The organism is Amycolatopsis sp. NPDC049159, assembly GCF_040648295.1.
GTDB classification, from domain to species: Bacteria; Actinomycetota; Actinomycetes; order Mycobacteriales; family Pseudonocardiaceae; genus Amycolatopsis; species Amycolatopsis pretoriensis_A.
On sequence record NZ_JBEZDL010000012.1, the window covers coordinates 145,018 to 158,896 of the forward strand.

At 71.7% G+C, this 13,879-nt stretch carries 12 protein-coding genes and 1 tRNA gene; 3 read left to right on the plus strand and 10 right to left on the minus strand.

Annotation, left to right across the window (positions count from 1 at the left end; genetic code table 11):
• Positions 1-6: 6 nt before the first annotated feature.
• The 4 genes from AB0B33_RS23150 to AB0B33_RS23165 form a co-directional block, all read right to left on the minus strand.
• Complete coding sequence (locus AB0B33_RS23150; protein WP_360775129.1) at positions 7-1,332, minus strand: histidine kinase; 1,326 nt, start codon at positions 1,330-1,332, stop codon at positions 7-9.
• Between the two features lie 247 nt (positions 1,333-1,579).
• Positions 1,580-2,440, minus strand: a complete 861-nt coding sequence (locus AB0B33_RS23155) for a DNA-formamidopyrimidine glycosylase family protein (protein ID WP_086858117.1) — start codon at positions 2,438-2,440, stop codon at positions 1,580-1,582.
• Positions 2,441-2,479: 39 nt separating this feature from the next.
• Positions 2,480-2,920, minus strand: a complete 441-nt coding sequence (locus AB0B33_RS23160; protein ID WP_086858118.1) for a DUF983 domain-containing protein — start codon at positions 2,918-2,920, stop codon at positions 2,480-2,482.
• A 103-nt stretch (positions 2,921-3,023) separates the two neighbouring features.
• The gene (locus tag AB0B33_RS23165) at positions 3,024-4,553 is read right to left on the minus strand and encodes a sigma-70 family RNA polymerase sigma factor (RefSeq protein ID WP_247016024.1); all 1,530 of its coding nucleotides are present in this window, start codon (positions 4,551-4,553) and stop codon (positions 3,024-3,026) included.
• Positions 4,554-4,740: 187 nt separating this feature from the next.
• Between AB0B33_RS23165 and AB0B33_RS23170 the strand changes: the two genes are divergently transcribed.
• Positions 4,741-4,813 (plus strand) — tRNA-Gly (locus tag AB0B33_RS23170).
• Between the two features lie 94 nt (positions 4,814-4,907).
• Here AB0B33_RS23170 and AB0B33_RS23175 read toward each other — a convergent pair.
• The 3 genes from AB0B33_RS23175 to AB0B33_RS23185 all read right to left on the minus strand — a co-directional run bounded on the left by AB0B33_RS23175 (position 4,908) and on the right by AB0B33_RS23185 (position 6,245).
• The gene (locus tag AB0B33_RS23175; RefSeq protein ID WP_247016026.1) at positions 4,908-5,201 is read right to left on the minus strand and encodes a YiaA/YiaB family inner membrane protein; all 294 of its coding nucleotides are present in this window, start codon (positions 5,199-5,201) and stop codon (positions 4,908-4,910) included.
• A 69-nt stretch (positions 5,202-5,270) separates the two neighbouring features.
• Positions 5,271-5,672, minus strand: a complete 402-nt coding sequence (locus AB0B33_RS23180; protein WP_360775133.1) for an immunity 7 family protein — start codon at positions 5,670-5,672, stop codon at positions 5,271-5,273.
• Positions 5,673-5,705: 33 nt separating this feature from the next.
• Complete coding sequence (locus AB0B33_RS23185) at positions 5,706-6,245, minus strand: DUF2716 domain-containing protein (RefSeq protein ID WP_247016030.1); 540 nt, start codon at positions 6,243-6,245, stop codon at positions 5,706-5,708.
• A 134-nt stretch (positions 6,246-6,379) separates the two neighbouring features.
• Between AB0B33_RS23185 and AB0B33_RS23190 the strand changes: the two genes are divergently transcribed.
• Positions 6,380-7,051: an alpha/beta hydrolase gene (locus tag AB0B33_RS23190; protein WP_360775136.1), complete on the plus strand. Its 672-nt coding sequence runs from the start codon at positions 6,380-6,382 to the stop codon at positions 7,049-7,051.
• Here AB0B33_RS23190 and AB0B33_RS23195 read toward each other — a convergent pair.
• Both AB0B33_RS23195 and AB0B33_RS23200 read right to left on the minus strand, forming a co-directional pair.
• A complete protein-coding gene (locus AB0B33_RS23195) occupies positions 7,036-8,550 on the minus strand; it encodes a serine/threonine-protein kinase (RefSeq protein WP_360775139.1) in 1,515 nt (504 codons plus the stop codon). The two genes, AB0B33_RS23190 and AB0B33_RS23195, sit on opposite strands and share 16 nt — an antisense overlap.
• Before the next feature lie 170 nt (positions 8,551-8,720).
• A complete protein-coding gene (locus AB0B33_RS23200; RefSeq protein WP_360775469.1) occupies positions 8,721-9,326 on the minus strand; it encodes a hypothetical protein in 606 nt (201 codons plus the stop codon).
• A gap of 448 nt (positions 9,327-9,774) precedes the next feature.
• On the opposite strand from AB0B33_RS23200, the gene AB0B33_RS23205 reads away from it, so the two are divergent.
• Positions 9,775-10,695, plus strand: coding sequence for a hypothetical protein (locus AB0B33_RS23205; protein WP_360775142.1), 921 nt, complete (start codon positions 9,775-9,777; stop codon positions 10,693-10,695).
• On the opposite strand, the gene AB0B33_RS23210 is transcribed toward AB0B33_RS23205, so the two are convergent.
• Positions 10,696-13,875: a glycosyltransferase gene (locus tag AB0B33_RS23210; protein ID WP_360775143.1), complete on the minus strand. Its 3,180-nt coding sequence runs from the start codon at positions 13,873-13,875 to the stop codon at positions 10,696-10,698. It abuts the gene before it with no gap.
• Positions 13,876-13,879: the final 4 nt, after the last annotated feature.

The window sequence follows — 13,879 nt, forward strand, 5'->3', positions numbered from 1 at the left end:
CGGGACTCAGCCCATGGGGAGGATGCCCGAGCGCGTGCCGTTGACTCCGCTCACGTCGGCGCCGTTGAGCTGGGCCGGGCCGCTCTGCGTGGGGACGTCGGCCGGCGCGGTGTCGTTGTCGGAGCTGTAGTCCGGCATGTTCGGGCGGACGCCCGGGACGAACTTGGGCACCCGCAGCGTCACCTTCATGCCGGCGCCCGGCGCGGTCTCGACCATCACCGCGTAGTCGTTGCCGAAGACCTGCTGCATGCGCTGGCTGATGTTGCCGAGCCCGACGTGCGCGCCGGTGCTGTGCGCGTTCTTGACGTCGTTGAGCCGCCGCGGGTCCATGCCGATGCCGTCGTCCTCGACGCTGATCAGCGCCTCGGTGCCGTGGTCCTGCGCGATCACCGTGACGCAGCCGCCGCTGGGCTTGCTGGCCAGCCCGTGCTTGACCGCGTTCTCCACCAGCGGCTGGATGATCAGGAACGGCACGACGACGCTGAGCACCTCGGGCGCGATCTTCATCCGCACCTCGAGCCGGCCGCCGAAGCGGGCGTTCTCGATGGTCAGGTAGCGGTCGATGTTGCGCAGTTCCTCGGCGAGCGAGGTGAACATGCCCGACGAGCGGAACGAGTAGCGCGTGAAGTCGGCGAAGTCCTGAAGCAGCTCTCGCGCCTCTTCGGGGTCCGTGCGGATCAACGCGGAGATCGTGTTCAGCGCGTTGTAGACGAAGTGCGGCGAGATCTGCGCGCGCAGCGCCTTGATCTCGGCCTGCTGGAGCTGCTGCTTCGACTCGTCGAGCCGGGACAGCTCGAACTGCGTGCAGACGAACTGCGCGACCGCGTCGGCCATCTGCACCAGGCGCCCGCGGGTGCGGCCGACGACGATCAGCGCCGCCTCGGTCTCGCCCTCGACGAGCAGCGGCACGATGACAGCGGTCTTCATCCGGCAGGTGCCGCGGTGGTTACAGGGCATCCGGTCGTGCGCGACGACCTCGCGGCGGTGCTTGCGGATGGCCGCGCCGATGGCCTCGACGAGGTCGACGTAGTGCTCGTTCGCCTCGCCGTCCCAGGACAGCAGCGTGCCTTCGCTGTCGGTGATGCCGACGGCGACGCAGTCGAGCATCTGCAGCAGCTGCGTGGTGATCTTGTCGGCGGCGTCCTCATCCAGCCCGGACCGCAGGTTCGGCGCGGCCTTCGACATCCGGTGGACGGCCTCCAGCATGGCCTCTTCCTTCAAGCTGGCCGGCTTGCGCTGTTTCACGAGCAGCACGATCACCAGGACGAGGAGCAGGACCGCGACACCCCACGGGATGATCTGCGCAAGCGGAAACCCGGACACGGCGTCCATGCTCTGCGCTCGACCAACCGGGTGCAAGGCCTGTTCCCACTTTCTGTCCAACTGTGATGACCGAGGGTTGAAGGGACCCTACCGAGAGTCGGAACCGGGCCCGCGTGGTCACTGTCCGCAACACGCGGGAGGCGTCGCCTGTTCCACCCCTTCCGGCGAAAGCCGCAGGAAGGCGTGGGTTTCGCCGGAAGCGGACCCGCCGTCGGAGACGCCCGGCGCAGCACGTGCGGCCGAACGGGCGAATCTGCTACTTCAGGAGCCGCGACATCCGGCGGTCGGCGAGCGGCTTGCCGCCCGTCTGGCAGGTCGGGCAGTACTGGAACGACTTGTCGGCGAACGAGATCTCGCGGATCGTGTCGCCGCAGACCGGGCACGGCAGGCCGGTTCGTGCGTGGACCCGCAGGCCCGAGCGCTTCTCGCCCTTCAGGCGCGCGGCCTTCTGGCCGACCGAGCGCTTGACGGCGTCGGACTCGATTTCGACGATCGCCTCGGCGAGGGTTTCCAGCGCGCCGTCGTCGAGCTTGCCGATCGTCGCGTACGGCGAGAGCTTCGCGCGGTGCATGATCTCGTCGGAGTAGGCGTTGCCGATCCCGGCGATGAGCGACTGGTCGGTGAGCGCCCACTTCAAGCGGGTGTTCTTGCCGGCGAACAGTTCACGCAGCTGGGTCGCGTCCAGGGAGAGGGCGTCCGGGCCGAGGCGCGCCACGCTCGCGATCTCCTGGGGGTCCTTGACGATCCACACGGCGAGGCCCTTCTTCGTGCCCGCTTCGGTGAGGTCGAAGCCCGGCCCGGTCGCGGACTCGAGGTGCACGCGCAGCGAGATCGGGCCCTTGCCCGGCTTCAGCGGCGCCGCGGCGAGGCCGTCGGACCAGCGCAGCCAGCCCGCGCGCGCCAGGTGAACGACCAGGTGCAGGTCACCCGCGACGACGTCGAGGTGCTTGCCGTGCCGGGTCGCGCCGGTGATCTCGCGGCCGTGCATGTCGGTCCACGGCGGGGTCGCCGTCTTCAGCACGCTCAGCGATGCGACATCGATGCGGAAGATCGTCTGGCCGACCGCGTTCTCACGCAGGTGGTGGGCCAGCGCTTCGACCTCGGGTAGCTCGGGCATGTCCCCAGTTTCACCCCTTCGGCCGAATTCCGGTACCGGCTATTCGACCGGGTGCAGCGGCCCGTCGAAGTCCGGCAGCGAGTGCCGCTGGATGGTCTTGGAAATCTTCTTGACCTCGCCCTGCACGGTGAACATGCCGCGGATGGTGCCGACCCAGCGCTCGGACGGCCGGTCGCCGGTCACGTCGCCCTCGGTCTCCGCGACGACCGTCCAGGGGCGGCGCAGGATCCACCGCAGGGGGAAGAACAGGATGACGAGCAGCAGCGCCAGCAGCACCCACGCGGGGATGTTGACCTGGTCCGGCGTCCACACGACGAGGATGACGGCCAAGAGCGCGGTCACCACGATCATCGCGATGCCCGGGCCGTAGCTGCCCGCGACGTCGTGCTCGAAGTCGTCGGCCGTCGCCGGCGCACGCCATTCCATCTGGGCACGGACCACCCAGTCGCGGCCGTCTTCGCCGCGCACCAGCCGGTTCATTCAGTTGCCTCCAGGGCCGCCCGCAGGGTGAGCAGCACAACGGTACCGTGCCCGGCCGCGACCGCGCGAGGGAGGAATCGGACATCCCACCCGGCGAAGTGGATCACCGCTGTTCGGAGCCGGTCGCGGTCGATTCCGAAGGTTCGCTCGAACCAGTGACTTCCGACGTGCTGCTCGGGCACGGTTTTCCGGACGTCGGCGTCACCGTCGTCGTCGGCTCGGTCGTGCCGCTCTCGTCGTCCTTCGGCTTCGTGCCGTCGGACGGCGGCGTGGAGGCTTCGGGGCGGCCCGTCGGCGACAGCTCGGGCACCTCGGCGCTCTCCGGCGAGTCGCTCGACTCGGTGGTCATCGTCAGGTCCGGGGTCGTCGTCGTGTCGAGCCGCGGCGACGTCGCCGGGTGGTCGGGCGCGCTCAAGGTCGACGACGTGAGGTCTTCGCGAGGCGTGAGTCCGTCGCCGCCGCCGACCTCCCCGGCCGGGACGTCGCCGGCGGGCACGTACGGCACCTCGTTCGCGCCGAGCTGCCCGGCGCCGGCCCGCGGCCGGACCGGGAGGGCGATGCCGGTACCGCGGCCGTTGAGCACGCCGATGCCGATCTGGGCGTCGGGCTGCTGCGGTGGCGGCTGGTGGTGCGTCTCGGTCGGCGGCACCACGACGAGCTCGGGCGCCCCGCCGGTCAGTCCGACGTCCTGGACCGACGCCGACCCGAAGACCACCGGCCCGGCGGCCACCCCGACCGCGCCCACGGCGGCGGTCGACGCCAGCGCGAGCCCGATCTTGACCTTCGACCCGACCAGGACGCCCTTGATCGTCGTGCCGAGCCCGGCCAGCACGCCGCTGCCGCCGACGGACGCGGCGGCGGGCACCAGCAGCACCAGCACGCCGGCGTGCGCGCGCAGCGACGAACAGACGTCGCGGAGCTCGTCCTGGGTGGCGCGGCACGACGCGCAGCCGTGCAGGTGCGCCTTGATGCGCTCGGCCTCGGCGCCGGTGACGCTGCCCGCGGTGAACCCGCCGAGCTTCTCGACGACCGAGCGGCACGAGTCCGGCCCGCGGTTCACCGAAAGGTGTGCCTGCAGGTACGCCGCGCGCAGCCCCTGGCGCGCCCGGCGGGCCAGCGCCGCGGTGGCGTTCGCGCTCAACCCGAAGTGGGGCGCGACCATGGCGGGCTGCTCGCCCTCGACCTCGGTCTGCCACAGCACGGTCCGCCAGCGCTCCGGCAGGCTGGTGAACGCGGTGGTGATCAGCGTGTGCTCCGCGGTGCGGGCGTGCGTGTCGGCACCCGCCCCGGCGCGGAAGGTCAGTTCGTCGTCGGACACCGGGACGTCCCGGCGGGCACCGTGCCACTCCCACGAGACGCGGCGGGCGACGGTGAGCAGGTAGGCGCGGACGTAGTCGCGAGGGCCGGCCCCGCGGCGAAGGGCCTGCAGCACGCGGAAGAAGGTCTCCGCGGTGATGTCCTCGGCCTCGGACCGGTCGGCGGCCAGGCTCTGCGCGAGCCGGCGGACGGCGGCGGCGTGCAGCTCGAACAGCTCCCCGAACGCGGCGTCTTCGCCGTTGCGGAGCCGTTGCAGCAGTGCCTGCTCGTCGGATTCCGAGGCCGCTGGTGGCGGCACCGTGCCCAGCTCGGTCATCCGGCCCGGCACCTCCTCCCCGAAGGTCTCCCCGTTCGGTCGAATGGGGACACCATACGGAGGGAATCAGCCGTCGTCACCCCTTGTACGCCAGCTGTGACGCCGAAGCACCGGGTCAGGGCACCGGGGGACCCGGCGTTCGGCCCAGTAGGGGCAGGGTATAGAGTCTTCACATCAGCAAGGCAGTGCGGATGTAGCGCAGCTGGTAGCGCATCACCTTGCCAAGGTGAGGGTCGCGGGTTCGAATCCCGTCATCCGCTCAAAACTGAAGGCCGTTTCCCGGTTCGCCCGGGAGGCGGCCTTCAGTCTTTCGGGTGATCCCCGGCGATCGTCATCGCGGTCGGCCGTCCCCGGTCACACCGCGGTGGTCTTGTACGGGTCGTGCTCGGCGAGGAGCTTGTCGAGGCGGGCCTGGTCGACGCGGGAGACCACCGAGGTCTCGTCCTGTCTGTCGCGGACGCACTTGGCGAGCGTGAACGTCGAGGTCACCAGGTAGAGCATGCCGAGCGCGAGGAAGCCGCGGACCCAGCCGTTCACCGGGAGGTACGCGATGCCGCCGGTGATCGCCGCCATTGCCAGGGCGAAGGAGAGGGCCGCCTGGATGTAGAAGGCCGTCGTGGTGGGGGACGTCGTTCCGGTTTTGGTCATGTGACCACGGTCTCGTCCGGCGGTCGCGGGTGTCTTGAGCAGTACTACTCAGCCGCGGTTGCGATGTGGCTACAGCTCGTAGACGTCGAGGACCGTGGGGGCGACCGGGGTCAGGTGGGGGTCTTCGCGCTCGGTGACCTGGCCACGGGCCATGCGGTAGACGCGGAACTCGTTGTCGTGCTCGGTGTCCTGGTCGTCCCACGTGTACAGCAGGCCGTACGAACCCGCGGCCAGCTCGCCCACCCGCGTGAACAGGTCCAGGAGCTCCGGGCCGAGGCGGCCGCCGTGCTTGTCGAAGCCGGCGAAGTGGAGCATCGGCATGCCCGCGCTCCAGCGGAGGTCGACCAGGTCGAAGTCACCGGCGTCGCGGACCGCCCGGTGGACGCGGTCGACCAGGCGCTCCAGGAGCGCCGCGTCGTCGTCGCCGCTCGCGGTCGCCTGGATCGTCAGCCAGCCGTGGTACTCGAACACCAGCAGAACGGTAGCAAGAGATCAACGCCGGGCTCAGCGGGCCAGCGCGGACGGCTTCCCGTCGCGGCGCAGGACGTTGGTCAGCACGCCTTCGCCGTGGCGCTCGAACGCCGGCACCAGCTTCTCACCGAAGACGCACAGCGTGCGCTCCCACGGGTGGCCGAGCGTGCCGAACGAGAAGTCGGAGGCCAGGAACAGGTGGTAGTCCGCGCGCGGGAACGCCGGCACCGGCCAGCGGGCGCCTTCGGTCATCAGGTGCGGGCGGACGCGGTAGGTCTGGTGCTGCCAGTGCAGCGCCCACAGCCAGTCGTCCGGGCCGCAGACCTCGCGGAACGCGGCCAGCGCGATGGCGGCCACCTGGTGCTCCTCGACCGCGTACGGGCCGAGGCGGAACTCGGCGGAGGCGCGGTCCAGGTCGCCGGGCGAGAGGTCCCAGGTGCGCGACGGCGCCGGCTCGCGGAAGCCCGGCCACGCGTGGGCGTAGGTGCTCGGCCAGAACCCCAGCTTGTCGTACACCCAGTACCAGGCGGGCTCGTCCACGACGCGGGAGACGGCTTCCCAGGCAGCATTCACTTTTAGGACCTCGAGTCTGGCCAGGCACAGAAGAACACGCGAAAGCTTCGTGTTCGACCCTCGGTTTGTCCAGTCCCCGTCCGCTCGCCGCGAACCGTGTCACTCGACCGGGTGGAGTCTGTCAGGTTGTCACCATGCGGATCGTCTTCGTCCACGGTGCCTTCGTCCGGGACGGCGCCTGGTGGTGGCAGCCGACGGCGGACCTCCTCGCGCGGCGGGGTTTGCGCAGCTCAGCGGCGGTGTTGCCGAGCTGCGAAACCGAGCCGCGCGGTGACCTCCACGACGACGCCGCGGCCGTCCGCGCGCTGCTCGACGCCTCCGACGAACCCGCGCTTCTGGTCGGGCATTCCTACGGCGGGATGGTGATCACACAGGCCGGCCACTACCCCGCGGTCCGCCGGCTGGTCTACGTGACGTCGTTCCTGCCGGACGTCGGTCAGGCGCTCGCGGACTTCGGCGGCGGCGAGCCGCGGCACGTCAGCCACGGTGACGGCACCGCGAGCGTCCGGGCAGAGCTCGTGCGGCCGCTCTTCGCCCAGGACTTCGACGACGTCACCTACGCGGCGGCCGCGGCGAGGCTCGCCGCCCAGAACGAGGTCGTGTTCGGCCAGCGGACGACCGAAGCCGCGTGGCGTGTGAAGCCGTCGACCTACGTCGTGTGCGGGGACGATCTCGCGACGCCGCCGGAGAAGCAGCGGGAGCACGCCGCGCGGGCGACCGACGTCGTCGAGCTGCCGGTGGCGCACCACCCGTTCGTCACGCGGCCCGAGCTCGTCGCCGAGGTGCTGCTTCAGAGGACGAGGTAGCCCATCAGGAACTCCTTCTTCTTGCCCTCGCAGCCGGCGTCGAGGGAGTCGAAGTGGCTCGCGCCCGCGTTGCAGCGGTACAGCGCCCGCGCGCTCGCGCCGGACGGCGGGTCGGCGTAGATGTTCCCCAGCAGGCCGAGCGCCTGCTGGCCCTCGCACTTCCCGCTCTGGTCGGGCGAGGTGAACCAGTCCTTCTGGTCCTTCACCTTGCACGCGAACAACTTCCGCGTCCCCGGCTCGGCCGTCGCGACGAGCGAACCGAAGATGCCTTCCTTGGTGAAGCCGCCCGGCGGGCCGACCTTCTTCGTGCCGCTGAAGTGGCCGCCGTCCTTCTGGTGGAAGCGGATCAGCGGCACCTTCGCCGGGTCGGGCTTCGCCGCGGTGCTCGTCGTCGGCGAGGTCGAAGCGGACGCGCTCGGGGCCGGGGGCTTCTTGTGGCTGGGCGACGCGGTCTTCGACGGCGCCGGCGGCTGCTCCGAGGTCGCGCCCGCAGCCGCCACCGGGGGCGGCGCCGACGGCTTGAGCAGGAAAATCGCGCCGAGCGCGACGACCACCGCCGCCGCGACCCCGGCCAGCACCAGCGGGAGCCGCTTCTCGGGCGGCCGGTCCCAGTCCACTGTGGTCGGTGACGGCGCGGCCACCTTCGCCGTCACCGGCTCGAAGACGATCGTCGGCAGCGACGCCGGGTCGACCGCCTGCGTCGGCGAGCCGGTGATCGCCGTGCGCGCGGTTTCCAGCAGCTCCCGCACCCCGGACGCGGTCAGCCGGTCCGAAGTGGACTGCGTGAGCAGGCCGCGGACGGCGTCGGCGAGCGGCCCGCGGCAGCGCTCCAGCACCGGCTGGTCGTACATGATCGCGTGCAGGGTCGCGGCCGTGGTGGTGCGCTGGAAGGGCGCGCGGCCTTCGGCGGCGTGGAACAGCGTCGCGCCGAGCGACCAGAGGTCCGCCGCGGGCGACGGGCCGGCGCCGGCGAACAGCTCGGGCGCCATGTAGCCGGGTGAGCCCATGACGCCGCCGGTCTGCGTCAGCCCCGGGTCGTCCATGGCCCGCGCGATGCCGAAGTCGGCGAGCTTCACGCGGTCGCCGGGCAGCACCATGATGTTGCTGGGCTTGACGTCCCGGTGCACGATCCCGGCCCGGTGCGCGCTTTCGAGCGCGCCGAGCACCTGCAGGCCGAGCGCGGCGACGCGGTCGTTCGCCAGCGCGCCTTCGCGGCCCACGACGTCCGCGAGGGTGGGCGCGGCGACGAGTTCCATGACGATGAACGTGGCGCCCTGCTCGCTGACGACGTCGTACACCGTGACGACGCCGGGGTCGCTGAGCCGGCCCGCGGTCCTGGCTTCGCGCATGACGCGTTCGAGGTTGGTGCCCGGCGGGGTGGCCAGTTCCTTCAGCGCGACCGGGCGCCCGAGCACCTGGTCTTCGGCGCGCCAGACCACGCCCATCCCGCCGCGGCCGAGCTCGGCCGAGATCGCGTACCGCCCCGCGACCACTCTCATCGTCGCCCCCCTGAAAGCTCGGGGGCGATGCTAGCGGCCTTTGGTTGCCGATCCGGCGGCAGTCACGACGGAGACCGTCGCCTCGTGCGGATCGGCTGCGGCCCGTGTCCGCCTGCTTTTAGCCGGATTGCCAAGGGGAGGCGCCGAGCCGGCCCGGCGCCTCCCCTGGCTCAGGCGGCGTCCCAGAGGGTGAGGAACGCCGAGGCTTCGCTGCGCGCCCACGGCTTCAGCCGCTCGCGGTCACGCGTCGAGAGCTGGTACTCCTTCGCGCGGCGGACGTCGATCACCAGCGCCTCGCCGCCGGGCAGGAGGTCGGGCATCGCCTGCTCCAGCACCCACAGCGCGAGCTGCGCCGAGGACTTCGCCAACGGCTCCTCCTTGAAGTAGAGCCAGGTGGCGTACCGGCGGCCGTCGCTCTTGCGGAGCCCCATCTGCGGGCTGACGCCGATCTCCAGCTCGCCGATCCGGCAGCGGCCGCGGCCGACCTCGACCAGCCCCGGCGACCTGCGGCCGAGGTAGCGCAGCCAGCCGTCGGCGATTGCCGCGTAGTGCGGCTTCGTCCGGTCGTCGGCGGCGTTGACGAGGGCGCGCAAGGCGACTTCGTCCTGGTTCGCCGCCCGGCCGGAGCGCACCGCGTTGGCCGCCCGCCGGTAGTAGTTGAACGCCGCTCGCGCCGGGTCTTCGTACTGCCTCCGCTGCCGCCGGACGAACGACGACCGCGACGGACCGGAACTCGCGCTGTAGCCCACGAACGTGGACAGGGTGATGTAGGCCATGGCCCTGCCTTCCTCCATCACGCCACCCGCGGACGCGGGCGGCATCTCCCCTGGACAACGCCAATTTTAGAACATATGTACGACAGTTTTCGGCCGCTCGACGGGTGACCCGGGAGGGAACTCCCGAAACCGGCCGACTTGCGCTACGTTGCCGATCAACCTCAAACCGCAACCTCGCAGGTCGGCAGCGCGTGCCAGACTGATGCCCCGAACGGTGGATGGGGGTCCTTGGATGAGCTGGCAGGAAGAGCTTCGCCGTCTCGACGCGGAGCTTGCCGAGGGTCGCATCGAGCCCGCTGACCACCGCAAACAGCGGGATGAGCTGCTCGCGCAGGCCTCCGGTTCGACCGTGCCGTCACCGGTGCCGTCGCCGCTACGCCGTCCGGGTGAAACCTGGCGAAGCGCGAACCCCGCGAGCCACCCCACGCCGGTCCACCCCGTCGCGCCCGTGCAGCGCATTGAGTCGCCCCGGCCCGCGGTGCCGCTGCCGCCCCCGCCGTGGCAGCGGACCGGCCTGCCGAAGACGGTCTCGACGAGCCACGTGCCCGCCATCCCCGACCACATGACGACCGCGCCGAGCCCGGCCGACATCACGCCGACCCGCTACCTGCGCGTCGACGGGCCGGCCGAGCAGGGGCCGGGCAGCCGGTTCCCGCCGATCACGCCGCCGGGCGGCGAGCCGCGGCCGCCGCAGCTCGAACCGGACGGCCCGTCGGGCAAGCACCGGTGGGACACCGAAGGCGGATCGCCGGGCCGGCCGACCTGGCCGTTCATCGCGCTCGGCGTGCTGGTCGTGCTCGGCATGGTCGTCGGGGCGACGATGTGGCTCGGCAACGAGGACCCGGCGCCCAGCGCCCTCTCGTCGTTCACGCCCTCCGTCACGCAGCCGCCCGCCGCCGCGACCCAGCCGCAGCTGGAGGACCAGGTGCCGCCGCTGCCCGGGTTGCAGCACCCGGAGAGCTCGACGATGTCGCTGGCCCGCGGGCTCGACCTGAAGCTGTACCCCAAGGAAGCCGCGCAGGTCTTCTCGCAGCACGGCGTCACGCAGCTCGTCTACCGCGCTTCGTCGGCCGGGGACACCGGGTTCCTCGGCTACGCGATCCCCGCCGAGAACGCCGAGGGTGCGAAGGCGATCGTCGACTACCTGCGCGACGCCGCCGCGGCCGGCGGGTTCGCCCCGATCGGCGCCGACCCGGCGTCGGTCACCGGCCGCAACGACGACCAGCGGCTGGACGGCACCTGGTACACCTCGGGCAAGGTCGCCATCGTGCTCTGGGCGTCGCAGCCGTTCGACAAGGACAAGAACGAGCTGAAGACCAGCCTCGACAACGCCGTCGCCGTGTTCAAGAAAGCGCTGCCGCCCAGCTGATCAGCCGCGCCGCTCGAGCACCCCGGTGAGCGTGCGGCGGGCGACGTCGGCGCCGAACAGGCGGTCCACCACCGTCTTGCCCTCTTCGGACAGCCGCTGCCACAGCTTGTCGTCCTCGAGCAGCGTGACGATCTCGTCGGCGAGCTCCTGGGCCGAAGCGCCGACGAGGACGTCCTGGCCGTGCGTCAGGTGCATGCCCTCGGCGGCCAGCGGGGTGGCGACCACGGGGACGCCGTAGCCGAGGCTCTCGCCCAGCTTCCCCTTCACGCCCGCGCCGAAGCGCAGCGGCGCGACGACGACCCTGGCCTCGCCGTACGCGCTGTCGAGGTTCGGGACCCAGCCGCGGACGACAACGCCGTCGCGCTCGAGCTCGAACATCTCCTTCGGCGGGTTGCTGCCGACGATCTGCGCGACCGCGTCCGGACGGCGGCGGCGCACGAGCGGCATGATCTCCTCCGCCAGCCAGCGCGCCGCGTCCCGGTTGGGCAGGTGGTCGAAGCTGCCGACGAACAGCACGCCGGAGCGGCCTTCGGGAACCGCGACCGAGCCGTCGGCGTGGTGCACGTTGGACAGCACCTCGACGCGCGCCGACGGCACCAGCTCCCGCAGCAGCGCGCGCTCCACATCGGACACGACGAAGGTGACGTCGGTGGCGCGGGTGAGCCCGAGTTCCGACTCCCGCAGCACTTCGGCGCGCCGCCGCAGCGTGAGCTCTTCGCGGGTTTCGCCGAGTTGCGCGGCCAGGTCGGCCTGCCGGTTGAGGCGGACGAAGTGCAGGTCGACCGTGTCGTAGGCGATGACGCAGTCGGGCGCGTGCTCGCGGACCTGCTCCAGCAGCTGCCAGGCGACGTGCGGCCGGGACAGCACGGCCAGGCTCAGGTCGGCGCCGGCGTCGCGCAGGAACTCCAGCTGCTCGCCGAGGCCGGTCACCACCGTCACGCCCGCGCGGTACAGCGCCTCGGCGTACGGCTCCGGGAGCGCGTTGTTGAGCGGCATGAAGACGACGCGCTGCCCGAGGCCGACGAGCAGTTCGAGGATGCGGAACATCCGCACCGAGCCGGAGTCCTTGTCCGGCATCGGCACCTGGTGGTCGGCGACCAGCACGGTGCCGCCGCGGTGGCCGTCCGCCGTGCGCTGCCGCCCGGCCCAGACCGCCCGCGGGCTCGCCTCGGGGAAGTGGTCGCGCAGCTGGACGCTCCACTTGTCGACGAAGACGCCGCGGTTGAGCTCCTGGTGGCGCTTCACACCGGAGGAGACGTCGGTGCCGTTGGTGATGCCCTCGTGGTGCACGACGACCGACGCGGGCTGGACCATCGTCCGGTACCCGGCCGCCCGCACGGCGAAGGCGAGATCGGTGTCCTCGTAGTACGCGGGGGCGAAGCGCTGGTCGAAACCGCCGATGCGCTCGAACAGCTCACGGCGGACGAGCAGGGCCGCGCCGGAGCAGTAGTCGACGTCGCGCAGGGCCTGGTACCAGGGCGCGTCCGGGTTCTGCAGCCTGCCGTAGTTCCAGCCGGTGCCGTCGGCCCAGATGATGCCGCCGCACTCCTGGAGGCGGCCGTCCGGGTAGACCAGCTTGGACCCGACGAGCCCGACGTCCGGCCGCGTCTCGACGACGGCGACCAGCTCGTCCAGCCAGCCGGGCCGGACCTCGGTGTCGTTGTTGAGGAAGAAGACGAACTCGCCGCGCGCGTTCTCCGCGCCCAGGTTGCAGGCGCCGACGAAGCCCAGGTTCTTCGGGGCACGGATCAGCCGGACCCCGGCGCAGCCGGCCACGCGGTCGGCGGAGTCGTCCGGCGACTTGTCGTCGACGACGATCACCTCGAACGGCGTCGCGGGCAGGTGCCGCTGGATCGAGTCGAGGCAGCCGCGGGTGTAGGTCCAGTTGCCGTACACCGGGATGACGACGCTGACGATCGGCTGGTCGCTGGTGGTCACCGCGACCGGACCCGGGACGCCGGCGGGCTCGCCGGGCAGCACGCCGGCCGGGCGCCCGAGCGCCGTCTCGTAGAAGTCGCGGCGGCGGGTGCCGCGGGGCGCGTACTTCTCGATCGAGCCGCGGTACTTCCCGATCACGCGCTGGACGAGCGCGGACGTCTCGGCGCGCAGCTTCTCGTTCTCGGCGGCGAGCCTGCCGATGGTCTCGCTGAGGCCGGTGTTGTTGCCGGCCAGCCACTCCAGGCGTTCGCGGTCGTAGCCGGCCTTGCGCTGCAGGCGGTTCAGCTCGTCGGCCGCGCGCTTGCGGTCCTCACGGGCACGCTCGGCCTGCCGGAGTGCTTCGTCCCGCTCCGACGCGGCCCGCTGTTCGGCCGCGGTGACCTGGGCGAGTTCGCCGGTGAGCCGCGTGACCGACGCCGTCGCCCGGTCGCGCTCGGCTTCCGCGCGGCCCAGCCCGTCGCGCAGGCGGCCCGCCTCGGCGGCGGCGCGGGCGACGAGCGTCAGCTTCGGGTCGATCATCGCGGACGTCGAGGGCACGTCGAGCGGCTCGTCCGACGCGACGGAGACGAAGTAGGTGTGGGGCGCGCCGGATTCGATGACCCAGCCGTCGGCGTCGTCGGGCCGCACGGTGAGGACCTCGGCGCCGGTGCCCGCGCCGTTGTCGTGGATCAGCGAGCCGACGGCGACGTTCTGCCGCAGCACGGCGACGTGCGCGAAGCTGCCGGCCAGCAGCGAGCGGAACGCCGATTCGGTCAGCTCGTGCACGTGGTAGGGGTTTTCGTTGCCGTGGTCGTGCGTGTAGACCTCGATGTCCGGGGTGCTGCAGAGGAACACCCCGCCCGGCGCGAGCCGGTTGCGGACCAGCGCCATCAGCCGGTCCTGCTCGTCGACGTGCTCGATCGCCTCGAAGCAGGTGATGACGTCGAAGACCTCGCCCTCGAGCGCGGCCGGGTCGGTGATCGAGCCGACCTCGAACCGGACGTGCGGGTAGCGGGCGCGGGCGTGCTCGACGGTCCGCGGGTCGATCTCGAGCCCGACGACCTCGGCGGCGGACGTGGCGACCAGCGCGGCGCCGTAGCCCTCGCCGCTGGCCAGGTCGAGGACGCGCTTGCCGGCGGTGAAGCGGCCCGCGAACGCGTAGCGGTGGTAGTGCTCGTAGATCACCTGGAGGTCTTCGGTCCACGGCACGCACCGCTCGCCGGTCCACTCGATCAGGCGCTCACCGCTCGTCCCCTTGCCCATGGCG